Source organism: Cupriavidus sp. 22TCCZM04-2 (assembly GCF_057798895.1).
The window spans coordinates 95,229-117,991 of sequence record NZ_JBYOJS010000003.1; the positions used below are offsets into that span (position 1 = coordinate 95,229).

The window sequence follows — 22,763 nt, forward strand, 5'->3', positions numbered from 1 at the left end:
CACGATGTAAATATGCAAGGCGGAACATATGACATTCCGTTTTGAGCTATTTCCAGTGATTGCGGAAGATGACAATCCGCGCGCCAATGCCAAGGTCTTCCAGTTGCTCAAGGCCGTGCGCGAGACCGGTTCGCTGCATCGCGCCGCGCGTGAGATCGGCCTGTCCTATCGCCACGCCTGGGGCGTGATGCGGACGTGGGAGGACATGTTCGGACGCCCCGTGCTTGACATGGAACGTGGCCGCGGCGCGTCGCTGACACGTTTCGGCGAACGCCTGCTGCGCGCCGAATTGCGTCTGCGAGAAACCATCGACCCGGCCGTGCAACGCGCCATGGCCGAGTTTTCCGCTGAACTTGAAGAGGCGTCCCAGCCCCAGACTTGCGTGCATTTTTCCGGCAGCCACGATCCCGCCATCGAGGTGCTATCCGGCGCCATCCGGGAACAGACGGCCGGACTCCAGATCGACACGGTGTTCTGCGGCAGTGTCGAGGGACTGATCTGTCTGCAGGAACGGCAATCGGAACTGGCCGGTTTCTATGTGTCGCCCGTGCAGACCGCGGGGTCCGTCGCGCACCTGACCCTGCGCAAGTGGCTGCGGCCCGCCTCGGTGCGCCTGCTGCGCCTGGCGTGGCGTGAACAGGGCCTGATCGTGGCGCCCGACATGGTTGGCCAGATCCATGGGTTGCGTGACCTGGTCAACACCCGGGCGCGCTTCATCAACCGGCAGCGCAGTTCCGGCACGCGCATGCTGTTTGACCAGCTCCTGGCCGCCGACGGGCTCTATCCTGATCAGATCACCGGCTACGACGAGCCGGAATTCAGCAACGAAAAGGTGGCGGAAGCCGTGCATGCCGGGCGCGCGCAGGTCGGCTTCGGGTTGCGCATGAATGCCGAGGCGCTGGGCCTGGGTTTTGTGCCGCTCACGCGCGAGGCGTACTACCTGGCGCTGCGCAAGAACGACCAGACCGCGGGCTGGATGCCAGGCCTGCTGGGTTTGCTCGCCGATCCCGCGTTCGCGCGGCGCATCGAGGCATTGCCGGGCTACGCGATGGCAGAGCCCGCCGGCATCCTCACGCCGCAGGAAGCGTTGCCGTGGTTCGGCCCCGACGGCAAGGAGGGCGGCTGATCCGCTGGCGGCCGGGCCTGATTGCAGGCGCGGGGTTCGCGCTACACTCCTTGCAGTGGCCTGAGCCATCGTTCCGCCATTGCAAGGAGCCCCATGCTGGAAACCGCCGCGCTGGCCGCAGGCATGTCCTGGGCCAGCGGCTTCCGACTCTATCTCGCAATCCTGACCGCAGGCGCGTTGTCGCGGCTGGGCTGGCTGCACCTGCCGCCGGGGTTGCACGCGCTGGAGTCATGGTGGGTGATCGGCGTGGCGGCGGTGCTCGCGCTGGCGGAGTTCATCGCCGACAAGGTCCCCGGCTTTGATTCGGTCTGGGACAGCATCCATACCTTCATCCGCATTCCTGCCGGTGCCATCCTTGCGGCGGCGGCATTCGGCCAGTTGGACCCGCAGTGGATGGTCGCGGCCGGGCTGGTCGGCGGAACCCTTGCCGGCACGGCCCACGTCGCCAAGGCCGGCACGCGCGCGCTGATCAATGTCTCGCCGGAGCCTTTCTCGAACTGGGCGGCCTCATTTACCGAGGATGTCACGGCAACCGGCAGCCTGCTGCTGGCCTTTTTCCTGCCGGTGCTGTTCCTGGTCCTGCTGGTAGTTTTCCTGGTGATTGCCGTCTGGCTGCTGCCCAAGCTCTGGCGCGGCGTGCGCCGCCTGCATGCCACCTTGCGCAACCGCACGGATAGCCCGCGACCGCCCGCAAGACGAACCTGACCGCCTGTCCGGCCCCGCGCCGCTTGATTGCCCGTCTGGCGGCGCCGTCAAAATGACTTGATCCAACATTGATGCCAACCGAACCCGCTTCCGTGCCCGACACCTCCGTTTCCGCTTCCGTTCCTCCTGAAGTGCTGCGGGGGCATCGATTCTCCGCGTGGCGACAGGCCCTGCGCATGGCGCGGCGCGACTGGCTGGCCGGCGAGCTTTACCTGCTGTTGTTTGCGCTGGTGCTGGCGGTCGCCGCGCTGACCAGCGTCGGCTTCCTGGCCGACCGCATGCGCCTGGGCCTGGAGCGCGACGCGCGGCAGATGATTGCGGCGGATGTGCTGCTGGTGTCCGACCACCCGTTCGATGCAGCGTTCGCCAACCATGCTGCCGAGACGGGGATGACGGTGGCACACACGGTAACCTTTCCGAGCATGGCGACGGCACGCCGCGCCGATGCCCCGGCCGGCGCGGAAGCGCCGAGCCAGCTCGCCGCGCTCAAGGCGGTCAGCCCTGCCTATCCGTTGCGGGGCAAGCTGAAGGTGGCCGCCGTGCCCGGCGGTCCGGAGCAGGCCGTTGAAGGCATTCCGGCGCCCGGCACGGTGTGGGTGGACGAGGCGCTGCTGGGTGCGCTGGGCGTGCGCGTGGGCGACGCGCTGCAGCTGGGAAGCCGCACGTTCCGCATCGAACGTATCGTCACGCAGGAACTCGATCGCGGCGCGGGCTTCATGAACTTCGCGCCGCGCGTGCTGATGCCGCTGTCCGATCTCGACAGCACCGGCCTGATCGGCTGGGGCAGCCGCGTGAGCTACCGCCTGCTGGTGGCGGGGCCCGACGCCGCGGGCCGTGCCTACCAGCGCTGGGCCGCGGGGGAGATCGACCGCCTCAAGCTGCGCAACACGCGCGTGGAATCGCTCGAATCGGGGCAGCCGCAGATGCGCGCGACGCTGGACCGCGCCGAGCGCTTCCTGTCGCTGGTCGCGGTGCTCTCGTCGATGATCGCCGCGGTGGCGATCGCGATGTCGGCGCGTCGTTATATGCAGCGGCATACCGACGCGTGCGCGGTCTACAAGTGCATGGGGCTGTCGCGCCGCCAGATCCTGGCGGCCTTCGGCCTGGAGTTCCTGTTGCTTGGCGCGGCCGGGGCCACGGTGGGCGTGGTGCTGGGCTATCTGGCCCACTACGGGTTGCTGATGTCGCTGGGGGGGCTGCTGCAGGTCTCGCTGCCGCAGCCGTCGTTGTTGCCGGCGATCGTGGGTGTGCTGGCCGGGCTCGTGCTGCTAGCGGGCTTTGCGCTGCCACCGTTGCTCGCGCTGACGCGCATCGCGCCGTTGCGCGTGCTGCGCCGTGACATCGGGCCGCCGCCCGTGTCGGCGTGGGCGGCTTATGCGCTGGGGCTTGGCGCCTTCGTCGCGTTGTTGCTGGTGGCGGCGCGCGACCTGCGGCTCGGGCTGACCACTGCTGGCGGGTTTGCCGCGGCTGGTGCCGTATTCGCGCTGCTGGCGCTCGGGCTGCTGATGCTGCTGTCGCGCGCGCTGCGCGGCCGGCTGTCGGGCCGGACTGCCGTGGGCTGGCGCTTTGCGCTGGCCGTGCTGGAGCGGCGCCGCGCCGTGACCGTGCTGCAGACCGTGGCGCTTGCGGTGGGCCTGATGGCGCTGCTTCTGCTCGGCATGACGCGCAACGACCTGGTCGATTCATGGCGCAACGCGACACCCGCCGACGCGCCCAACCGCTTCATCATCAACATCCAGCCGGACCAGCGCGAGCCGTTGCGCGGCATGCTGGCCACGGCCGGCATCCACGACCTGCTGTATCCCATGGTGCGCGGACGCCTGACGCAAATCGGCGCGCGCCCGATCCGTGCGGACAGCTACGCCGAAGGCCGCGCGCGCAACCTGGTGGAGCGCGAATTCAACCTGTCCTATACCGACGCGCTGCCGGAAGGCAATCAGGTGGTTGCCGGGCACTGGCTCCATGGTACCGGCGCGGGGGCATCGGTCGAGGAAGGGATCGCCAAGACCCTTGGCATCCGCCTCGGCGATACCTTGCACTTCGACGTCGCGGGCCAGAACGTACAGGCAACTGTGACCTCGCTGCGCAAGCTCGACTGGGGATCGATGCGGGTCAATTTCTTCGTGATCCTTTCGCCTTCCGCCATGCACGGGCTGCCCGAGACCTATATCACCGCCTTCCACCTGCCGGCCGCGAGCGCGGCGCTTGGCAACCGGCTGGTCGCAGCGTTTCCCAACATCACCATGGTCAACACCGACCTGATCCTGCGGCAGATCCAGGCAGTGGTGGACCAGGTCATTGCCGCCGTGGAATTCCTCTTCGTCTTCACGCTGGCGGCGGGCATCACGGTGCTGTACGCGGCACTGTCGGGCGCGCGCGACGAACGCATGCGCGATGCCGGCCTGCTCAAGGCACTGGGCGCTTCGGCCGCGCAGGTCAGGCAAACGCAGTACGCGGAATTCCTGGTGGTCGGCGGGCTGGCCGGCCTGCTGGCCAGTCTCGGTGCGATTGCGGTCGGCTGGGGGTTGTCCCAGTATGTCTTCGATTTCCCCTATCGCTTCAATCCGTGGATCGTGCCGACCGGCGTGGTTTCTGGCATGCTGTGCGCTTTTGCGGGCGGTTGGCTGGGCCTGCGCGATGTGCTGCGCCAGCCGGCGCTGGCGACATTGCGTGATGCATGATGCCCCGGCTCGCCGTCCACAGTTTGCGAGTATCTGAATGAGTACCGAACCCGAATCCACCGGCAAGGCCGGCACCGAAGTCACGGCCTTCGACCTGGTCGGCGGCGAAGCGCGCGTGCGCGAGCTGGTGGACCGCTTCTACGACCTGATGGACCTGGAACCGGAGTTCGCCGGCCTGCGCGCGATCCATCCGCCTTCGCTCGACGGGTCGCGCGACAAGCTGTTCTGGTTCCTGTGCGGCTGGCTGGGCGGCCCAAATCATTTCATCGAGCGCTTCGGCCATCCGCGCCTGCGCGCGCGCCATATGCCGTTTGAAATCGGCGTCAGCGAGCGTGACCAGTGGATGCGTTGCATGGCGCTGGCGATGCAGGACATCGGACTGTCCGAGGACCTGCAACTGCGCCTGATGCAGGCCTTCTTCCAGACCGCTGACTGGATGCGCAACGTGGCCCGCTGAAGCGGCCCGGATCGCTTCGAGAATCTTTTCTAGAAAGGGGTAGGGCGATGCAAGACAAGTTGCCTGAAGCCGCCCACGAACTGCTGGAGTTCTGGTTCGGCCACCACGGCTCGCCGGTCTGGAACACCGAGCGGCGGGAATGGTTCACCAAGTCCGCCGCGTTCGACGACGTGATCCGCTCACGCTTCCTGACGTTGTGGGAGACGGCGCACTCCGGCGACCCCGACGACGGCGAGGACTGGTGCGCCACGCATGAAGGCGCCTGCGCCCGCGTGGTGTTGCTCGACCAGTTCCCGCGCAACCTGTTCCGCAACGACCCGCGCAGCTTTGCGACCGATGCCCAGGCACTGGCGCTGGCGCGGCGCATGGTCGAGGGCGGGATGGACCGTGAATTGCCGACCGGCTTTCACCGCATGTTCTGCTACCTGCCGTTCGAGCACTCGGAGTCGCTGCAGGACCAGGACGAAAGCGTCCGGCTGACGACGCAGCTGCGTGAAGAGACTGCCGGGAAGGTGGATGTGGTGGAGTGGGCGGAAAAGCATCGCGTGGTCATCGCGCGCTTCGGGCGTTTTCCGCACCGCAATGCCATCCTGGGCCGGCAGAGCACGCCGGAGGAACTGGCTTTCCTCAAGGAGCCGGGCTCGCGGTTCTGATGTCGCGGCCTGCCCGGCACCGGGCCCTGCGTCAGGTTTCGTCGCGGCGTTCCTGCCACTTGTCGACGATCTCGCGCGGGGCGTTGCCCAGCTTGCCCAGCAGCGCTGCCGGCGTGTCGGCTACATGCAGCAGGTCGGCATGAACCTGCTTGAGGAATCCTTCCTGCACCGCGTGCGACAGGAAGCCCAGCATGCCGTCATAGAAGCCCGCCACGTTGAGCAGCCCGACCGGCTTGGCATGGTAGCCGAGCTGTAGCCACGTGAAGGTCTCGAACAGCTCCTCGAACGTGCCCACGCCGCCGGGCATGGCGATAAAGGCATCGGCGCGGTCGGCCATCATCTGCTTGCGTTCGTGCATATTGCGCACCACGTGCAGTTCGGTCAGGCCGCGGTGGCCCACTTCCTTCTGCATCAGCGCGTCGGGGATGATGCCGATCGCGGTGCCGCCGTGATCCAGTACGGCATCGGCAACGATGCCCATCAGTCCGACCTTGCCGCCGCCATAGACCAGCGACATGTCGTTTTCCACCAGCGCCTTGCCGAGCGCTCGGGCGGCCTGGGCATACTCGGGGCGAGTGCCGGGGCTGGAGCCGCAATACACGCAAACGGATTTCACTTCTTGTCCTTGTCTGACGGGTTTTCCTGGGGCGCGCCGGACGCGGCGTATTCGCGCGCGCGCTGCTCGAACGCCTCGCGCGCGCGGCCGCGCAGGTACGGCGCCAGGATCGAAAAAATGTGATAGCTGGAGCCGTGCAGGTAGCCGCGGATCTGCGCGGGGTCGTTGTACTGGCGCGGATGCTGCACGAACTGGAACGACAGCCAGTAAGTGGCGAGCACGACCATGTTGGTGCAGATCGCTTCGACCTGCTCCGGGGTCGCTTCCATCTCGCCATCTTCGATGAACTGGGTGCAGATCTCCAGCGCAAAGCGTTTCTTCTGCCCGACGATGCGCTTGAAGTTGGTCTCCAGCATGCGGTTGCGAGCCAGCAGGTCGTTGATGTCCCGGTACAGGAAACGGTAGTTCCACAGGAACTCCGACATGTACTGCAGGTAGCCCCAACTCTCGTCAAGCGTGGCCTTGTGGTCCTCGGGCAGCTTCAGGCGCCGTTCCATCTCCTGCTCGAAGCGCACGAAGATGGAATTGATGATGTCGTCCTTGTTGCGGAAGTGGTAGTAGAGATTGCCGGGGCTGATCTCCATGGCGTCCGCAATGGTGGTGGTGGTGACGTTGGGTTCGCCGACTTCGTTGAACAGGCGCAGCGAGACGTCGAGGATGCGGTCCCTGGTGCGGCGGGGACCGGTTTGCGGTTTGGGTTCCATGGGCGTCCGGGCGATCGGTGAATCGGGGCAGGGTAGCGATTATAAGCAATCGGCCCGGCCTGCCTTCGCCCTTGCGGCATCCCGCGCGGCGGCTCAGCCTGCCAGCTGTCGCAACCAGTGCACGACGTGCGGCCCGGCGATCGCGATCCACGTGCCGCCGCAGAGAATCAGCGCCAGCATGACCGCGGCGCTGCCGAAATCCTTGGCGCGCTTGGACAGGCTGTGGCGCTCCAGCGAGATGCGGTCGATCGCCGCCTCGACGCTCGAGTTCAGCAGTTCCACCATCAGCACCACCAGCAACGTGCCCAGCAGCATGATGCGCTCGACCGTGCCGACCGGCAGCACGAAAGCGCACGGCGCCAGGATCGCCACCAGCGTCAGCTCCTGGCGGAACGCGCTTTCCTCGAGTACGGCGTAGCGCAGCCCGGAAAAGGAATTGATCGCGGCATGCCAGGCTCGGGCCAGGCCGCGGTTGCCCTTGTGCGGGTTCTGCTCGATCGAGTAATCACTGCTTGGCGGGCGAGGTGCCTGCCCCCGCAGCGACGGGTCGGACGGCAGCGGCTGAGGTGGTTTCGGCATGGGTCTGTGGGGCGGGTTGGACAGGCACGTCGTCCGCGCTGCCGGTACTGCCGCCGGCCGAAAGCGGACGCAGGTGCGCCAGGAACTGCTCGGACGCGGCACGCCACGAGAACCGCTCGGCATGCGCGCGGGCGGACGCGCGGTCGATGCGCAGCGCTTCCAGGCAGGCTTCGCGCAAGTCTTCGTGCATCACGCCGGCCGGGCTCTCGCCAAGCACGTCGATCGGGCCGGTCACGGGATAGGCCGCCACCGGCAGGCCGCTGGCCAGCGCTTCGAGCAGCACCAGTCCGAAGGTATCGGTGCGGCTGGGAAACACGAACACGTCAGCCGAAGCATACACCCTGGCCAATTCTGGCTGGCTCAGCACGCCGAGGTAGTTGGCTCCCGGATACCGCGCGCGCAGCGAGCCCAGCGCGGGCCCGTCGCCCACCACCCATTTGGAGCCCGGCAGGTCCAGCGCCAGGAAGGCCTCCACGTTCTTTTCCACGGCCACGCGGCCGACATAGAGGAAGATCGGATGCGCGGTGTTGAGCACGTTGACACGCTGCGTCTTGAACACCTCCAGGTCCACGCCGCGGGTCCACAGCACGCAGTGTCCGATGCCGTAGCGCCGCAGATCGTCCAGCACCACGGGCGTCGGCGCCATCACGGCCTGCGCGGGGCCGTGGAACCAGCGCAGGAAGCGGTACGTCCACGACAGCGGAATGCCGAAGCGGGCCTGCACGTACTCCGGGAAGCGCGTGTGGTAGGCCGTCGTGTACGGCATTTCGCGGCGCAGCGCGTAGCGGCGCGCGGCCATGCCGAGCGGGCCCTCGGTGGCGATATGCAGGGCGTCCGGCGCAAAGTCGCGGATGCGCTGCGCCACGCGCGCCGACGGCAGCAGCGACAGGCGGATCTCGGGATAAGTCGGACACGGCACTGTGCGGAATTCCAGTGGCGTGATCATGTCCACCGTGTGGCCCATGGCCTCCAGCTCGCGGCGGGTCGACTTGAGCGTGCGCACCACGCCATTGACCTGCGGTTCCCAGGCATCGGTGACGATCAGGATCTTCATGCGGACTCCTCGATGGTGTGGCCGCGTTCTTGAAAAATCGGGGGATCGGGCCGGCGGTTTAGCCCGTGATGGCGGCCGCGCGACGGCGCTTGCGCGGCATGGCTTGCGGCGCGTCGAGCAGCGTGGTCCAGTAGACGATCTTGAGCTCGCCTTCCATGGTTTCGACCAGCGCCGACAGGCTTTCGACCCAGTCGCCGTCGTTGCAGTAGAGCTGGCCGTTCACGTCGCGGATCTCGGCCTTGTGGATATGGCCGCAGACCACGCCGTCGCAGCCGCGCCGGCGCGCCTCGTCGACCATCGCGTGTTCGAACGAGCTGATGTAGTTCACCGCGTTCTTGACCTGGTGCTTCAGGTACTGCGACAGCGACCAGTACGGGAAGCCGAGCCGTGCGCGGATGCGGTTGAAGTGGCGGTTCATCGCCAGGATCACCGTGTACAGCGAATCGCCGAGGTACGCGAGCCAGCGCGCGTGCTGCACTACGCCGTCGAACAGGTCGCCGTGCACGACCCACAGGCGCTTGCCGGTAGCCGTCACGTGGACGGCGTCTTCGCGCACCGTGATGTCGCCGAACGCCAGGCCGTCGAACTGCCGGGCGACTTCGTCGTGATTGCCGGGGACGTAGATGACCTCGGTGCCCTTGCGCGCCTTGCGCAGCAGCTTCTGCACCACGTCGTTGTGGCTCTGCGGCCAGTACCAGCCGCGCCGGAGCTGCCACCCGTCGATGATGTCGCCGACCAGGTAGAGCCGTTCGGATTCGTTGTGCTTGAGGAAATCGAGCAGGTAGTCGGCCTGGCAGCCGGCGGTGCCCAGGTGGATGTCGGACAGCCAGATCGCGCGGTACTGCTGGATCGGGTGCGGCTCGGGCGGGAAATGCTGGCTGGCATCGGACGGCGGTGCCAGCGCCGGCAGGGCGGGGGGCTCGGCCGGCGGCGGCACGAAGGCCGCGAGCGCGGCGATGCGCGACAGGACCTGCGAGAGTTCGGGATCAGGGCTGCCACGCAGCCTGTGCGAGACTCCCGACAGAATTCCGAGTGCAGACCGGATTGCTTGAACCATGGCGGCCCCGATGACGGCGATGGCTGCATTCAGCCAGTACGCCGTGACGGAGCGGTGACGGAAACATGAATGACATATGAAACGTTGCCGCCATCCGACAGCGCCGCGCGGAGGCGTCAGGGTGCTGCCGTGCGCAACGAGGCCAGTGCGTCGAGCACCGCCGTGATGGCGCGCGGGTCGCGCAGCAGCGATACATGGCCGATGCCCGTCAGCGTCTTGTTCTGCGCGCCGTCCAGCCAGCTGGTGCAAGGCGGGCCGGCGATGGAATCGTGCCAGCTGAAGATCGACACGAGGCGCGCGCGCAAGCCGGGTGCCTGGGCTTCGATCCGGGCCAGCGCCCTCAGCCAGGGGCTGCCGCAGCGCATCTGCCAACTGTTGCGGCCGGCGCCGAAGCGGGCCAGCGCGCAGCCGTGGTGCGGGGTGCCAAGCGTGACGACCCCGGCGCAGAGGTTCTCGCCGGAGCGCGCCAGTGCCGCCCGCGCGACCAGCCCGCCCATGCTATGGCAGACCAGCAGCGGGGGCTGGCCCGTACGCGCATTGACCTGGCCGACATGCCGGCGCAGGGCGTCGGCATAGTCGTCGAGATCGCCCAGAACTGGCTCGAGGTCGATGGCTTCGCAGGGATAGCCGGATGCCGCCAGCGCGGGTTGCAGATCCAGCCAGACGGCATGATTGCATGCGTAGCCATGCACCAGCAGCACGGTAGGCATCGGGCGTGTGGCAAACGTTTCCGCGGGCTGCGCGTATCGGCGGTGAGAGCAGAACGGCTGCAGCCAGTTGAACATGCGGAAGACCGCAATGTACTCATTGGCGAAGCACCGGACAGCCTCGAGGGGCCGCAGCGGAAACCTGCCGCTGGCAAGCCCGGCCGGCGCGGCAGGAGGGCGCTGGTGGCGCGCCACGCCGGTGCCGCGCAGCGTCATGGCGAAGGCCAGTCCGATGCCCAAGGCCAGTCCGGCCAGTACTGCCGCGATACCGGCGAGCAGTGCCGCCGGCCAGTTCCAGCCAGCGTATTGCGTCAGTAGCCAGCCGATTCCGGCCGCAGTGGCCGCCTGCAGCGTTACCGCCACGCGGCGCGCGCCGGCGGCGCTCAGGGTCATGGGCGCGGTGGCCGCAGGTCGGTCACGCGCGTTCGCGCCAGGCGGTCGTGCAGGAACTGGCGGCGCGGATCGAGCAAGGCCAGCAGGATCCACACGAAGAGCCCGCCGCAGAGCACGCCGACGAACGGGCCTTTCACCAGGCCGAGCCAATGCCCGAGCGCTGCCGAAGGCGGCAGCCACAGCCACGCCAGCACATAGCGCAGGGCGGCCTGCGGCCAGCGCGGCGGCTCACCCTGGGCGGTCTCGATCCGCATGCGCCAGGTCTGCATGGCCAGGGTCTGGCCGCTGCGCTGCCAGAACCAGGTGAAATAGAGTCCCATGACCACAAAGCTCCAACCCTGGATGGCATAGGGGCTGTCCAGCCCAAGCTGCTGCAGCATCGGGCGGACTAGCAGGAATAACGCCGTCGAGGCGCTCAACACGCCGAACAGCAGTACGCCCTCGTACAGCATGCAGGCGATGCGTCGACGCAGCGGCGGGGCGGACGGATGCGAGGAGACGGCGGGCGACGGAGCGAGGGTGGCGGCAGGCATGGCACGGAATCGGATGACCTTGGACAAGCGTTCCGGCGTGACCGGGCCTGGCCCGGGCATGGGCGGAATCCGGCGATTATGCCAAATGGCTGTCCGTGGGACGCTTTACTGCCGGATTGTGCTGTCGGCCTGGGTGGCGGCAGCGGCTTCGGACCCGCCTTCCGGTGCGGACGCGGGGGCTGCCGGAGCGTTTGCCGGCGGCGTTGCCGCCGCCGGGGCGGCCGGTGCGTCGGCGGTGCCGGCCCTGGCAGCCGCCGCCGAGGCCGGCTTTGCCGTCAGTGCCGCAGCCTTCTTGTCCTGGCGAATCTGGTGGCTGGTGTCGCTGGGCAGGCGTTTGCCGCTGGGCAGCGCACTGACCGCGCCGGGCCTGCGCGGCACGCGCTCGGCGGCCGCCAGCTTCTTCTTCTGCTCTTCGGGCAACTGCTGGTACTTGTCCCAGGCCTCGGCTTTCTTCTCCGCCGGCAGGGCTCGCGTGATCTGGTAGTTTTCGCGCGCCAGGCGGCGTTGCTGCGGCGTCATCTTGACCCACTCGGCCATCCGCGTCTGCAGCCGTGCCTGTTCATCCGGCGAAAATCTCGGATAGCGTTCGGCAATACGCAGCCACTTGCGCCGGTTGAGTTCGGGCAGCGTGTCCCACAGTGGCTGCAGCGGCCCCAGGATGCGCTGCTGGACCGGCGTCAGTTCCGACCAGGCCGGGCGTGCATTGACAGCCGGGGTGGCCTGCGGCGCCGACACCGGGCCCTGCGCATAGGCGGCGGGCGGTGTCAGGCACCAGACGGCGGCGGCACAGAAACCCGACAGCAGCAGGGTTTCCAGCCGGCGGCGGATTGCGTCGGGGCGGGAAGTCGCACGGGCCATGTCTATTGCCCGCGCTTCAGGAACACGTGGAAGCCCTGGTCGGCGTATGCCGTGGGGGGAAGGTCGTCGAGCAGCATGGCGGCATCGATGTCCGCCAGTTCCTCGACACGCTTCTGTTGCTGCCAGTGATAGATGCCGATCAGGCCGGCGCCGAGCGCGACCAGGGCCCAGACCAGCGCCCCCCGCTTCAGCCAGCTGCCGACCCGGTGCAAGGCAGAATCGTCTTCGTCGTCGAACGATGGCGCGTGATGGCCGGCCGGCATGGCGAATTGCGGTGCGCGCACCGGCGCCTCGGCCTTCTTGTGGGCCAGCGCCATACGGCGCGCAGCCGCCAGCCGCTCGCTCACATCGGCCGGCAAATTGTCGGCCGATGCGTCAAGTGCAGCGCGAACCTCATGCGCGAAGCGTAGTTCCTGAATTTCTCTGTCGTTTCTGCTCATAGTCGAACCCCCCGTGCGCGCAATGCTTGCGCCAGGGTATGCGTGGCACGGGAACAGTGCGTCTTGACGCTGCCTTCTGAGCACCCCATGACCGCGGCGGTTTCGGCGACGTCCATATCCTCCCAGTAACGCATCAGGAATGCCTCGCGTTGACGCGTGGGCAGACGCTGGATTTCCTGCTCGATGATATGCATCACCTGTGCCCGCTCGACCTTGTCGGCGCTGCTCTCGGCCAGCTCTGATCCGGGCTGGGCTTCGAGTGTATCGAGCAGGTCGTTGTCGTCGCCGTCGCGTTCGTCGCGCAGGCTCGAGAAGAGCGACACCCAGGTATTGCGCACCTTCTGGCGGCGGAAATGGTCGTGGATCGTGTTCTGCAGAATGCGCTGGAACAGCGGGGGCAATTCCGCGGCGCTCTTGTCGCCGTATTTTTCCGCCAGCTTGATCATGGCGTCCTGGACGATGTCCAGCGCCGCTTCGTCGTCGCGCACGGCAAAGACCGCCTGCTTGAAGGCGCGCCGCTCGACGCTGGCGAGAAAGTCGGACAGTTCCTGGTCGGTAGCCATGCAGGCGGGTGAAAACGATATCTCTGTGCTGGCGGATGTGCTGCGAACGGCTCGCGGCGTAGCCGGAGTGGTGCGATGCTAGCAAAAAACAAGTGGCCATGACCACTTCTGTATTGTCCCTAATACAAGAACCCGTCTGCAAAATGGCGGCGGGGCGACACGAAAAGATCGTAGACCGCGCTGATGCATTGCAGTATCATCGACGGTTCACACGACATCAGTGGTTGTCTCATCCGGCCGCTTATGAGGCGGTCTTCCATGCAGACGCGCACCGCTTGAACCCGTGCCACAAGCCCGGCAGAGAGCATCCAAACAATTTTTTGCCGAAAATTGCAAAGGACTGAAATGAACATGCCCAGCGCGGAATTCTCCCACGCAGACAGCAATTCATCTGCCGCACCCGAAATGATCGGTGCGGAAATTCTCGTTCACGCACTAGCCGAAGAAGGCGTTGAGTACGTCTGGGGTTATCCCGGCGGCGCAGTGCTGTATATCTACGACGAGCTTCACAAGCAAACGAAATTCGAGCACATCCTGGTGCGCCACGAGCAGGCCGCGGTCCATGCCGCAGACGGCTACGCGCGGGCAACCGGCAAGGTGGGCGTCGCCCTGGTGACCTCCGGTCCCGGCGTGACCAATGCCGTCACGGGCATTGCCACCGCGTATCTCGACTCGATCCCGATGGTGGTGATCACCGGCAACGTGCCGACCCACGCGATCGGCCAGGATGCCTTCCAGGAATGCGATACCGTCGGGATCACCCGGCCGATCGTCAAGCACAACTTCCTCGTGAAGGACGTGCGCGACCTCGCATCGACCATCAAGAAGGCGTTCTATATTGCCTCCACCGGCCGTCCGGGCCCGGTGGTCGTGGACATCCCCAAGGATGTCTCCCGGAACACCTGCAAGTACGAGTACCCCAAGTCGATCGACATGCGCTCGTACAGCCCGGTGAACAAGGGGCATTCGGGCCAGATCCGCAAGGCCGTCGCGCTGCTGCAGGGCGCAGAGCGTCCGTACATCTACGCCGGCGGCGGCGTGGTGCTGGCCAATGCCAGCGAGGAACTGCGCCAGCTGGCTGCTCTCACGGGCCACCCGGTCACCAACACGCTGATGGCCCTGGGCGCGTTCCCGGGCAGCAGCAAGCAGTTCGTCGGCATGCTGGGCATGCACGGCACGTATGAAGCCAATATGGCCATGCAGGATTGTGACGTGCTGATTGCCATTGGCGCGCGTTTCGATGACCGCGTGATCGGCAATCCGGGACACTTCGCCTCGCAGGCGCGCAAGATCATCCACATCGACATCGACCCGTCGTCGATCTCGAAGCGCGTGAAGGTGGACATCCCCATCGTTGGCAACGTCAAGGACGTGCTGCAGGAACTGATTGCCCAGCTCCAGGCCAGCGACGTCAAGCCCAAGCGCGAGGCCCTGGCCAAGTGGTGGGAGCGCATCGAGCAATGGCGTTCGGTGGACTGCCTCAAATACGACCGCAGCTCCGAGATCATCAAGCCGCAGTACGTGGTCGAGAAGATCTGGGAACTGACCAAGGGCGATGCCTTCATCTGCTCCGACGTCGGCCAGCACCAGATGTGGGCCGCGCAGTTCTACAAGTTCAACGAGCCGCGCCGCTGGATCAACTCCGGTGGCCTGGGCACGATGGGCGTGGGCTTGCCGTACGCCATGGGCATCAAGAAGGCGTTCCCGGAGAAGGAAGTCGTCACCATCACCGGTGAGGGCTCGATCCAGATGTGTATCCAGGAATTGTCGACCTGCCTGCAGTACGACACCCCGGTCAAGATCTGCTCGCTCAACAACGGCTACCTGGGCATGGTGCGCCAATGGCAGGAAATCGAGTACGACAACCGCTACTCGCATTCCTACATGGATGCACTGCCTGACTTCGTGAAACTGGCCGAGGCCTATGGCCATATCGGCATGCGCGTGGAAAAGACGTCCGACGTCGAGCCGGCGCTGCGCGAGGCCTTCCGCCTGAAGGACCGAACCGTGTTCCTGGACTTCCAGACCGATCCCACGGAAAACGTCTGGCCGATGGTCCAGGCGGGCAAGGGCATTTCCGAAATGCTGCTCGGCGCGGAGGACCTGTAATGCGACACATCATTTCGGTCCTGCTGGAAAACGAACCGGGCGCGCTGTCGCGCGTGGTCGGCCTGTTCTCGGCCCGCGGCTACAACATCGAGACGCTGACGGTGGCACCCACCGAAGACGCATCGCTGTCGCGCATGACGATCGTCACGACTGGTTCGGATGACGTGATCGAACAGATCACCAAGCACCTGAACCGCCTCGTGGAAGTGGTGAAGGTGGTCGACCTGACCGAAGGCGCGCACATCGAACGCGAGCTGATGCTCGTGAAAGTGCGCGCGGTCGGCAAGGAGCGCGAGGAAATGAAGCGCACCGCCGACATCTTCCGTGGCCGCATCATCGACGTTACCGAGAAGACCTACACCATCGAGCTGACCGGCGCCGGCGTCAAGCTCGATGCGTTTCTCGATGCCATCGACCGCACCGCCATCCTCGAGACCGTCCGTACCGGCGGCTCGGGCATTGGCCGCGGCGAGCGCATCCTGAAGGTCTGAACGGACGTCCCGCACGCACGCTGAAAGTTTTCGCAGTATCCCCCCGGGCGGCGCGATCCGGACGCACACGATGCGCCTGATGATGCCGCCTCCTCATACAAAGATAGAGACTGAAGGAATTATCATGAAAGTGTTTTACGACAAGGACGCCGACCTCTCCCTCATCAAGGGCAAGAACGTCACCATCATCGGCTACGGCTCGCAAGGCCATGCCCACGCGCTGAACCTGAAGGATTCGGGCGTGAACGTGACGGTCGGCCTGCGCAAGAGCGGCGCGTCGTGGAACAAGGCCGTCAACGCCGGCCTGCAGGTGAAGGAAGTGGCCGAGGCCGTGAAGGGCGCCGACGTGGTCATGATCCTGCTGCCGGACGAGCAGATCGCCGACGTGTACAAGAACGAAGTGCACGCCAACATCAAGGAAGGCGCCGCGCTGGCCTTCGCCCACGGCTTCAACGTGCACTACGGTGCCGTGGTGCCGCGCGCCGACCTGGACGTGATCATGATCGCGCCGAAGGCCCCGGGCCACACCGTGCGTGCCACGTACAGCCAGGGTGGCGGCGTGCCGCACCTGATCGCCGTGCACCAGGACAAGTCCGGCGCCGCCCGTGACATCGCCCTGTCATACGCCACCGCCAATGGCGGCGGCCGTGCCGGCATCATCGAGACCAACTTCCGCGAAGAAACCGAAACCGACCTGTTCGGCGAACAAGCCGTGCTGTGCGGCGGTACCGTCGAGCTGATCAAGGCAGGCTTCGAAACGCTGGTGGAAGCCGGCTACGCGCCGGAAATGGCCTACTTCGAGTGCCTGCACGAGCTGAAGCTGATCGTCGACCTGATCTACGAAGGCGGCATCGCCAACATGAACTACTCGATCTCGAACAACGCCGAATACGGCGAATACGTCACTGGCCCGCGCGTCGTGACCGAAGAGACCAAGAAGGCCATGAAGCAGTGCCTGAAGGACATCCAGACCGGCGAGTACGCCAAGAGCTTCCTGCTGGAAAACAAGGCTGGCGCCCCGACCCTGTCGTCGCGCCGCCGCCTGAACGCCGAGCACCAGATCGAAGTGGTTGGCGAAAAGCTGCGCGCAATGATGCCGTGGATCGCCAAGAACAAGATGGTCGATCAGTCGAAGAACTAAGCTGCCTGCCAGCCTGAAGACCGTGCCGCCCGATGGCTGGCGCGGTCACAGCCGTTCAGTGTCTCGTGGATGCCTTCTATAGTGGGAAGGGATTCACGGGGCCTGAACGGCTTTTTGTTATCCTTGTCAGACTATGGGCGGAGCGTGCCTTATCCTGCTCTGCTTCGGTGCCGTCGGGCCCGCCAGTGGCCGCGTCTGCCGCAGTTTAGTGCGCGATCGTGCCTTTTCTTTTCCATCAAACAAGCACTGCATGAACTATCCTCATCCGCTGATCGCCCGTGAAGGCTGGCCATTCCTGGCCGGCGCCTTTCTTATCTCGCTGCTGGTCCATGCCAGCGCGGGTTTCTGGTGGGCATTGCCGTTGTGGATCATCACGCTGTTCGTGCTCCAGTTCTTCCGTGATCCGCCGCGCCCGATTCCCGCGCAACCGAATGCCGTGCTGGCACCCGCCGACGGGCGCATCGTCTCGGTGGAAAAGGTCCAGGACCCGTATGCCGGCCGTGAAGCGCTGAAGATCAGCGTGTTCATGAACGTGTTCAACGTGCATTCGAACCGCGCTTCGGTTGACGGTCAGGTCGAAAAGCTCGAATACTTTCCGGGCAAGTTTGTCAACGCCGACCTGGACAAGGCATCGACAGAGAACGAACGCAATGCGCTGGTGATCCGCCGCGCCGTCGATGGCCAGATCGTGACACTGGTGCAGGTGGCAGGCCTCGTGGCACGCCGCATCCTGTGCTACACCCGCGTCGGCGAAAGCCTGTCGCGCGGCCAGCGCTATGGGTTTATCCGTTTCGGTTCCCGCGTGGACGTCTACCTGCCGCTGAATGCGCGACCGCGTGTCACCATCGGTGAAAAGGTCTCGGCATCGTCGACGATCCTCGCCGAGCTGGATGAACTGAAGTAAGCGACAACCAGACAGGAGCGCTGTAATGGTTGCCTTCCATCGACGCAACAAGCGGAACACCAATGGCAACGTGACGCACCTGCGTCCGTTCCGCCACAACCAGCTGCGCGGCGCGGATGAGCTGGACGACGATGTCGCGGATGACCAGGACATCATCTACGAGCGTCCGCGCCGCCGCGGTATCTACCTGCTGCCGAATGCGTTCACCACGGCAGCGCTGTTCGCCGGCTTCTTTGCCATCGTGCAGGCCATGAACATGCGCTTCGACGTGGCGGCCATTGCGATCTTCGCCGCGATGGTGCTCGATGGCATGGACGGGCGCGTGGCGCGCATCACCAACACGCAAAGCGCGTTCGGCGAACAGTACGATTCGCTCTCGGACATGACCTCGTTCGGCGTGGCGCCAGCCCTGGTGATGTACGAATGGATCCTCCATGACCTCGGCAAATGGGGCTGGATCGCGGCCTTTGTCTATTGCACGTGCGCAGCCCTGCGGCTGGCGCGCTTCAATGCCAATATCGGCGTGGTCGACAAGCGCTTCTTCCAGGGGCTGCCGAGTCCGGCGGCCGCGGCGCTGGTCGCCGGTTTTGTCTGGCTGGTGATCGACAACAAGCTGCCGGTCAAGGAACTGTGGATGCCGTGGGTGGCGTTCGGCATCACGTTGTATGCCGGGCTGTCGATGGTGTCGAATGCGCCGTTCTACAGCGGCAAGGCGCTCGATGTCCGCTACCGCGTGCCGTTCGGCATGATGGTGCTGGTACTGGTGCTCTTCGTGCTGGTGTCGACCGATCCGCCGGTCGCCCTGTTTGCACTGTTTGTCGCCTATGCGATTTCCGGCTACGTACTGTGGGCCTGGCGCGGCATTCACGGCCAGCCCGGGGTGGCCAGGCGGGCGCGCGATAGCGGCAATCACTAGTTGATGCGAAGGGGAAGGGCGCTGCGGCGCCCTTCGTGCTTTGCAGCGGGACGCTTCACCACGGGTTCCGCTTTGCCATGGCAGCCACCATGGCATGGATTCTGTGTTTCCACTCACCGTCAGGAGGATGTCATGGGCATGTTCGACTTCATCAAGGAAGCGGGGGAAAAGCTGTTCGGCACCGGCGAGGCCAAGGCCGCGCAGGCCGCCGCGACGGCCGACGCATCGGCCGAGAACGTGGATGCGGCCAACCGCGCTGCCGGCGATGCCATCGAGGCGTACATCAAGCAGATGGGTCTCGATGCCACGGGCCTGATGGTGCAGGTGGATGGCTCCCAGGGGCTGGTGACCGTTTTCGGCGTGGCGCCCGACCAGGCTACGCGGGAAAAGATCGTCCTGTGCTGCGGTAACGTTCAAGGCGTGGACAAGGTCGAGGACAAGATGTCGGTCAACGTCGAGTCGTCCGAGTCGCAGTGGCACACCGTGGTCAAGGGCGACACGCTGTGGGCGATCTCGCAGGCGGCCTACGGCAACGGCGCCGAGTACAACCGCATCTTCGAGGCCAACAAGCCAATGCTGTCTCACCCCGACAAGATCTACCCGGGCCAGAAACTGCGGATTCCTCCGAAGGGCTGAGACCGGCGCCGACCTTGCCCGTGATTACCCGTCTTGCATGGGCGCGGCAACTCCGCTATATTCCTTGCCATGATTTCGCGCCAAGCCCTACTCGCCCGCACCACCCTAGGTGGCCTACTAGGCCATCAGGTCGGGACGCGCGTGCGCTAAGGCTACCCATACCTTAGCGCGGAATCACCAAGGAATTTTCCAACGCCCCGGCCTGCATCGATGCACGCCGGGGCGTTTTGCATTCCCGCATCAGGGATGCGCGAAACAGGCGATACCCGGCGGCACGATGGCGGGGACCGCACACGATAAAGCCCAGGAGCTCCAATGTCTGACAAACTCATCATTTTCGACACCACCTTGCGCGATGGCGAGCAGTCGCCCGGCGCCTCGATGACGCGCGAGGAAAAGATCCGCATTGCGAAGCAGCTGGAGCGGCTGAAGGTCGACGTGATCGAGGCTGGCTTCGCGGCAAGCTCCAACGGCGACTTCGAAGCCATCCGTTCGATTGCCCAGGTCGTCAAGGATTCGACCATCTGCTCGCTGGCCCGCGCCAACGACAAGGACATCGCCCGCGCTGCCGAAGCGCTGAAGCCGGCCAATTCGTTCCGTATCCACACGTTCATCGCCACCTCGGCGCTGCACATGGAAAAGAAGCTGCGCATGACGCCTGACCAGGTGTATGAGCAGGCCCGCCTGGCCGTGCGCTTTGCGCGCCAGTTCACGGACGATATCGAGTTCTCGCCGGAAGACGGCAGCCGCTCGGACATGGATTTCCTGTGCCGCGTGCTCGAAGGCGTGATTGCCGAAGGGGCGACCACCATCAACCTGCCGGATACCGTGGGTTATGCCGTGCCGGAAGGCTATGCCGGCCTGATCCGTTCGGTGCGCGAGCGTATCCCCAACTCCGACAAGGCCGTGTGGTCGGTCCATTGCCACAATGACCTCGGCATGGCGGTGGCGAACTCGCTGGCAGCCGTGAAGCTCGGCGGCGCCCGCCAGATCGAGTGCACGATCAACGGCCTGGGCGAGCGTGCCGGCAATACCAGTCTCGAAGAAGTCGTGATGGCCGTGAAGACGCGCCGCGATTACTTCAATCTCGACGTCGGCGTCGATACCTCGCAGATCGTGCCGGCCTCGAAGCTGGTGTCGCAGATCACCGGCTTCGTGGTCCAGCCGAACAAGGCCGTGGTCGGCGCCAATGCGTTCGCGCATGCCTCGGGCATCCACCAGGACGGCGTGCTGAAGGCGCGCGACACCTACGAGATCATGCGTGCGGAAGATGTGGGCTGGACCGCCAACAAGATCGTGCTGGGCAAGCTGTCGGGCCGCAACGCGTTCAAGCAACGCCTGCAGGAGCTGGGTGTCGAGCTCGAAAGCGAAGCCGAGGTCAATGCCGCCTTCGGCCGCTTCAAGGAACTGGCCGACCAGAAGGCCGAGATCTTCGACGAAGACATCATGGCCATCGTCTCGAACGAGGCGCAGCATGACGCCAACGAACACTATCGCTTCATCTCGCTGTCGCAGCGCTCGGAAACGGGGGAGCGTCCGCGTGCCCGCGTGGTGTTCAACATGGATGGCCAGGAGCACGCCGGCGAAGGCGAGGGCAATGGTCCGGTCGATGCCACGCTGCACGCGATCGAATCGCAGGTGAACAGCGGCGCCGAGATGGTGCTGTACTCGGTGAACGCCATCACCGGCGGTACCGAGGCGCAGGGCGAGGTGACGGTGCGTCTGTCCAAGGCCGGCCGTATTGTCAACGGTGTCGGTACCGACCCGGATATCGTGGCGGCATCGGCCAAGGCCTACCTGGCCGCGCTGAACAAGCTGCACGACAAGGCCGTCCAGAAGATCAACCCGCAGATCTGATTTTCAGACCCGCATCCTGGCGCCGTTCCTACCCGGAGCAGCGCCGGGGGCGAAGGGCTTACCGGCCCTGAACGCCCGAACCAGCCCGCCGGCCATCAAGCATGGTCCGCGGGCTGTTTTCATGGGGTGGCGCAAGCGTAGGGTCAGACTTCGCGCCACATGGGCCGAAGATACTGATCGTTGCTGAGAACATTCGACAAATCCGCGCATCGGCTCCGCATTTCGGCTGGGAACGGCGCGGCATTCTGATTTGCCGCGGCGCGGGCGCTGCCTTACCATGCGCCCTTTCGTGGAGGCATGGCATGTGGAAACAGGCGAAGGGTTGGCTGGCAGTTGGCCTCATGTGGTTGGCAGCGGGAGCCCAGGCGCAGGAGCCGATCCGGCTCGGCATGATCGACGGGCTGTCCGGGCCGTTCGCCAATGCCGGCGATGCCGTGGTCCGGAATCTGCGCATCGCGATCGAGCGGATCAATGCGCGGGGCGGCGTGAAGACGGCTCAGGGCAAGCGCCCGATGGAGCTGGTGACCTTCGACAGCAAGGGCAACGTCGACGAAAGCCTGATCCAGTTCCGCGGGCTCGTGGACAAGGGCATTCCCTTTGTCCTGCAAGGCAACAGCTCGGCGGTGGCGAGCGCGCTGGTGGCGGCAATCAACCGGCATAATGCCCGGCAGCCCGACGCCCGGGTACTGTTCCTGAACTATTCGGCCGTCGACCCGAGCCTGACCAACGAGAATTGCAGCTTCTGGCATTTCCGCTTCGACGCCAGCGCCGACATGCGCATGCAGGCACTGGCCGAAGTCATCCGGCAGGACCGCGCGGTGCGCCGCGTGTACCTGTTCAACCAGGACTACAGCTTCGGCCATCAGGTGTCGCGCTCCGCGCACGAGATGCTGGCGGCCAAGCGGCCGGACCTGCAGTTTGTCGGCGACGAATTCCACCCGATCGGCAAGATCAAGGACTTTGCGCCCTACATCGCCAAAATCAAGGCCAGCGGGGCCGACGCGGTGGTGACAGGAAACTGGGGCAATGACCTGACGCTGATGGTCAAGGCTGCACGCGAAGGCGGCCTGCAGGCCAGGTTCTATACCTTCTACGGCAATGGACTTGGCGCACCCGCCGCGATGGGGGATGCCGGCGTGGGTCGTGTGCTCGCCGTGGCGGAATGGCACCCGAACGTCGGTGGGGTCGCCTCGGACGCCTTCTACGAGCAGTTCCGCGCCCGCTACCCGGACCCAAGGGACGATTACGTGCACCTGCGCATGCAGATGATGGTGGAAATGCTGGCGCGCGCGATTGAGAAAGCCGGCTCGACCGATGCCGTGCAGGTAGCCCGCGCGCTGGAGAACATGCGATACGTCAATGACTTCCATGAGGCCACGGTGCGCGCCGACGACCACCAGGTGCTTCAGCCGCTCTATGTCTCGGTCATGGAGCGGCAGGGCGGCGAAGTACGATTTGACAACGAGGGCTCCGGCTACGGCTTCCGCACGGTGCGCAAGCTCAAGGCCGCCCAGACCACGCTGCCGACGACGTGCCGTATGCAGCGCCCATAGCGAGTCGGGTCAGGGAAGAGGAAGGCAGGC

The 22,763-nt window shown here is 65.5% G+C and carries 23 protein-coding genes; 13 read left to right on the top strand and 10 right to left on the bottom strand.

Features of this window, described 5'->3' with window-relative positions:
• The first annotated feature begins 28 nt into the window (after positions 1-28).
• The 5 genes from AC3FKG_RS06280 to AC3FKG_RS06300 all read left to right on the top strand — a co-directional run bounded on the left by AC3FKG_RS06280 (position 29) and on the right by AC3FKG_RS06300 (position 5,622).
• The gene (locus AC3FKG_RS06280) at positions 29-1,126 is read left to right on the top strand and encodes a substrate-binding domain-containing protein (RefSeq protein ID WP_483710894.1); all 1,098 of its coding nucleotides are present in this window, start codon (positions 29-31) and stop codon (positions 1,124-1,126) included.
• Positions 1,127-1,219: 93 nt separating this feature from the next.
• The gene (locus AC3FKG_RS06285) at positions 1,220-1,831 is read left to right on the top strand and encodes a DUF4126 domain-containing protein (RefSeq protein WP_488742692.1); all 612 of its coding nucleotides are present in this window, start codon (positions 1,220-1,222) and stop codon (positions 1,829-1,831) included.
• 176 nt (positions 1,832-2,007) lie between these two features.
• The gene (locus AC3FKG_RS06290; protein WP_488742800.1) at positions 2,008-4,512 is read left to right on the top strand and encodes an ABC transporter permease; all 2,505 of its coding nucleotides are present in this window, start codon (positions 2,008-2,010) and stop codon (positions 4,510-4,512) included.
• Between the two features lie 37 nt (positions 4,513-4,549).
• Positions 4,550-4,969 (top strand): group II truncated hemoglobin, encoded by a 420-nt coding sequence (locus AC3FKG_RS06295; protein WP_483710896.1) that lies wholly within the window; start codon positions 4,550-4,552, stop codon positions 4,967-4,969.
• Between the two features lie 47 nt (positions 4,970-5,016).
• The gene (locus tag AC3FKG_RS06300; protein ID WP_488742693.1) at positions 5,017-5,622 is read left to right on the top strand and encodes a DUF924 family protein; all 606 of its coding nucleotides are present in this window, start codon (positions 5,017-5,019) and stop codon (positions 5,620-5,622) included.
• 31 nt (positions 5,623-5,653) lie between these two features.
• On the opposite strand, the gene AC3FKG_RS06305 is transcribed toward AC3FKG_RS06300, so the two are convergent.
• From AC3FKG_RS06305 to AC3FKG_RS06350, 10 genes are all read right to left on the bottom strand, one after another.
• The gene (locus tag AC3FKG_RS06305) at positions 5,654-6,238 is read right to left on the bottom strand and encodes an LOG family protein (RefSeq protein WP_488742694.1); all 585 of its coding nucleotides are present in this window, start codon (positions 6,236-6,238) and stop codon (positions 5,654-5,656) included.
• Positions 6,235-6,942: a TetR/AcrR family transcriptional regulator gene (locus tag AC3FKG_RS06310; protein ID WP_483710899.1), complete on the bottom strand. Its 708-nt coding sequence runs from the start codon at positions 6,940-6,942 to the stop codon at positions 6,235-6,237. The genes AC3FKG_RS06305 and AC3FKG_RS06310 overlap by 4 nt, the downstream gene beginning before the upstream one ends.
• A gap of 93 nt (positions 6,943-7,035) precedes the next feature.
• Positions 7,036-7,521, bottom strand: coding sequence for a diacylglycerol kinase (locus AC3FKG_RS06315; RefSeq protein ID WP_483710900.1), 486 nt, complete (start codon positions 7,519-7,521; stop codon positions 7,036-7,038).
• Complete coding sequence (locus tag AC3FKG_RS06320; protein ID WP_488742695.1) at positions 7,448-8,575, bottom strand: glycosyltransferase family 4 protein; 1,128 nt, start codon at positions 8,573-8,575, stop codon at positions 7,448-7,450. The genes AC3FKG_RS06315 and AC3FKG_RS06320 overlap by 74 nt, the downstream gene beginning before the upstream one ends.
• 58 nt (positions 8,576-8,633) lie before the next feature.
• Entirely contained in the window at positions 8,634-9,632 is a 999-nt protein-coding gene (locus AC3FKG_RS06325) for a UDP-2,3-diacylglucosamine diphosphatase (protein WP_483710902.1), read from the bottom strand.
• A gap of 116 nt (positions 9,633-9,748) precedes the next feature.
• On the bottom strand, positions 9,749-10,732 hold the full coding sequence (locus AC3FKG_RS06330; RefSeq protein WP_483710903.1) for an esterase/lipase family protein: 984 nt from the start codon (positions 10,730-10,732) through the stop codon (positions 9,749-9,751).
• On the bottom strand, positions 10,729-11,265 hold the full coding sequence (locus tag AC3FKG_RS06335) for an RDD family protein (RefSeq protein WP_488742696.1): 537 nt from the start codon (positions 11,263-11,265) through the stop codon (positions 10,729-10,731). The genes AC3FKG_RS06330 and AC3FKG_RS06335 overlap by 4 nt, the downstream gene beginning before the upstream one ends.
• Before the next feature lie 105 nt (positions 11,266-11,370).
• Positions 11,371-12,123, bottom strand: coding sequence for a DUF3106 domain-containing protein (locus tag AC3FKG_RS06340; RefSeq protein WP_483710905.1), 753 nt, complete (start codon positions 12,121-12,123; stop codon positions 11,371-11,373).
• A 2-nt stretch (positions 12,124-12,125) separates the two neighbouring features.
• Positions 12,126-12,563 carry a DUF3619 family protein gene (locus AC3FKG_RS06345; protein WP_488742697.1) on the bottom strand — a complete coding sequence of 146 codons (438 nt, stop codon included), beginning with the start codon at positions 12,561-12,563 and terminating at the stop codon, positions 12,126-12,128.
• The gene (locus AC3FKG_RS06350; protein ID WP_483710907.1) at positions 12,560-13,126 is read right to left on the bottom strand and encodes an RNA polymerase sigma factor; all 567 of its coding nucleotides are present in this window, start codon (positions 13,124-13,126) and stop codon (positions 12,560-12,562) included. The genes AC3FKG_RS06345 and AC3FKG_RS06350 overlap by 4 nt, the downstream gene beginning before the upstream one ends.
• Positions 13,127-13,471: 345 nt before the next feature.
• Between AC3FKG_RS06350 and AC3FKG_RS06355 the strand changes: the two genes are divergently transcribed.
• The 8 genes from AC3FKG_RS06355 to AC3FKG_RS06390 all read left to right on the top strand — a co-directional run bounded on the left by AC3FKG_RS06355 (position 13,472) and on the right by AC3FKG_RS06390 (position 22,733).
• Positions 13,472-15,235 carry an acetolactate synthase 3 catalytic subunit gene (locus AC3FKG_RS06355; RefSeq protein WP_483710908.1) on the top strand — a complete coding sequence of 588 codons (1,764 nt, stop codon included), beginning with the start codon at positions 13,472-13,474 and terminating at the stop codon, positions 15,233-15,235.
• Positions 15,235-15,726 (top strand): acetolactate synthase small subunit, encoded by a 492-nt coding sequence (ilvN, locus tag AC3FKG_RS06360; RefSeq protein ID WP_483710909.1) that lies wholly within the window; start codon positions 15,235-15,237, stop codon positions 15,724-15,726. The genes AC3FKG_RS06355 and ilvN overlap by 1 nt, the downstream gene beginning before the upstream one ends.
• A 124-nt stretch (positions 15,727-15,850) precedes the next feature.
• A complete protein-coding gene (gene ilvC / locus AC3FKG_RS06365; RefSeq protein ID WP_483710910.1) occupies positions 15,851-16,867 on the top strand; it encodes a ketol-acid reductoisomerase in 1,017 nt (338 codons plus the stop codon).
• Positions 16,868-17,117: 250 nt separating this feature from the next.
• Positions 17,118-17,771, top strand: a complete 654-nt coding sequence (locus tag AC3FKG_RS06370) for a phosphatidylserine decarboxylase (protein WP_483710911.1) — start codon at positions 17,118-17,120, stop codon at positions 17,769-17,771.
• A 25-nt stretch (positions 17,772-17,796) separates the two neighbouring features.
• Entirely contained in the window at positions 17,797-18,687 is an 891-nt protein-coding gene (pssA, locus tag AC3FKG_RS06375; RefSeq protein ID WP_483710912.1) for a CDP-diacylglycerol--serine O-phosphatidyltransferase, read from the top strand.
• Between the two features lie 132 nt (positions 18,688-18,819).
• Entirely contained in the window at positions 18,820-19,323 is a 504-nt protein-coding gene (gene lysM / locus AC3FKG_RS06380) for a peptidoglycan-binding protein LysM (protein ID WP_483710913.1), read from the top strand.
• Between the two features lie 315 nt (positions 19,324-19,638).
• Entirely contained in the window at positions 19,639-21,180 is a 1,542-nt protein-coding gene (locus tag AC3FKG_RS06385; RefSeq protein WP_483710914.1) for a 2-isopropylmalate synthase, read from the top strand.
• A gap of 302 nt (positions 21,181-21,482) precedes the next feature.
• On the top strand, positions 21,483-22,733 hold the full coding sequence (locus tag AC3FKG_RS06390) for a branched-chain amino acid ABC transporter substrate-binding protein (RefSeq protein ID WP_488742698.1): 1,251 nt from the start codon (positions 21,483-21,485) through the stop codon (positions 22,731-22,733).
• The last annotated feature ends 30 nt before the right edge of the window (positions 22,734-22,763 follow it).

Coding starts and splice junctions, on each gene's coding strand:
- AC3FKG_RS06320 (WP_488742695.1), bottom strand. CDS start 8,575: ATGAAGATCCTGATCGTCACCGATGCCTGGGAACCGCAGGTCAATGGC.
- AC3FKG_RS06390 (WP_488742698.1), top strand. CDS start 21,483: ATGTGGAAACAGGCGAAGGGTTGGCTGGCAGTTGGCCTCATGTGGTTG.
- AC3FKG_RS06350 (WP_483710907.1), bottom strand. CDS start 13,126: ATGGCTACCGACCAGGAACTGTCCGACTTTCTCGCCAGCGTCGAGCGG.
- AC3FKG_RS06335 (WP_488742696.1), bottom strand. CDS start 11,265: ATGCCTGCCGCCACCCTCGCTCCGTCGCCCGCCGTCTCCTCGCATCCG.
- AC3FKG_RS06330 (WP_483710903.1), bottom strand. CDS start 10,732: ATGACCCTGAGCGCCGCCGGCGCGCGCCGCGTGGCGGTAACGCTGCAG.
- AC3FKG_RS06325 (WP_483710902.1), bottom strand. CDS start 9,632: ATGGTTCAAGCAATCCGGTCTGCACTCGGAATTCTGTCGGGAGTCTCG.
- ilvN (WP_483710909.1), top strand. CDS start 15,235: ATGCGACACATCATTTCGGTCCTGCTGGAAAACGAACCGGGCGCGCTG.
- pssA (WP_483710912.1), top strand. CDS start 17,797: ATGGTTGCCTTCCATCGACGCAACAAGCGGAACACCAATGGCAACGTG.
- AC3FKG_RS06285 (WP_488742692.1), top strand. CDS start 1,220: ATGCTGGAAACCGCCGCGCTGGCCGCAGGCATGTCCTGGGCCAGCGGC.
- AC3FKG_RS06280 (WP_483710894.1), top strand. CDS start 29: ATGACATTCCGTTTTGAGCTATTTCCAGTGATTGCGGAAGATGACAAT.
- AC3FKG_RS06290 (WP_488742800.1), top strand. CDS start 2,008: ATGGCGCGGCGCGACTGGCTGGCCGGCGAGCTTTACCTGCTGTTGTTT.
- AC3FKG_RS06315 (WP_483710900.1), bottom strand. CDS start 7,521: ATGCCGAAACCACCTCAGCCGCTGCCGTCCGACCCGTCGCTGCGGGGG.
- AC3FKG_RS06340 (WP_483710905.1), bottom strand. CDS start 12,123: ATGGCCCGTGCGACTTCCCGCCCCGACGCAATCCGCCGCCGGCTGGAA.
- AC3FKG_RS06355 (WP_483710908.1), top strand. CDS start 13,472: ATGAACATGCCCAGCGCGGAATTCTCCCACGCAGACAGCAATTCATCT.
- AC3FKG_RS06300 (WP_488742693.1), top strand. CDS start 5,017: ATGCAAGACAAGTTGCCTGAAGCCGCCCACGAACTGCTGGAGTTCTGG.
- AC3FKG_RS06385 (WP_483710914.1), top strand. CDS start 19,639: ATGTCTGACAAACTCATCATTTTCGACACCACCTTGCGCGATGGCGAG.
- lysM (WP_483710913.1), top strand. CDS start 18,820: ATGGGCATGTTCGACTTCATCAAGGAAGCGGGGGAAAAGCTGTTCGGC.
- AC3FKG_RS06295 (WP_483710896.1), top strand. CDS start 4,550: ATGAGTACCGAACCCGAATCCACCGGCAAGGCCGGCACCGAAGTCACG.
- ilvC (WP_483710910.1), top strand. CDS start 15,851: ATGAAAGTGTTTTACGACAAGGACGCCGACCTCTCCCTCATCAAGGGC.
- AC3FKG_RS06310 (WP_483710899.1), bottom strand. CDS start 6,942: ATGGAACCCAAACCGCAAACCGGTCCCCGCCGCACCAGGGACCGCATC.
- AC3FKG_RS06370 (WP_483710911.1), top strand. CDS start 17,118: ATGAACTATCCTCATCCGCTGATCGCCCGTGAAGGCTGGCCATTCCTG.
- AC3FKG_RS06345 (WP_488742697.1), bottom strand. CDS start 12,563: ATGAGCAGAAACGACAGAGAAATTCAGGAACTACGCTTCGCGCATGAG.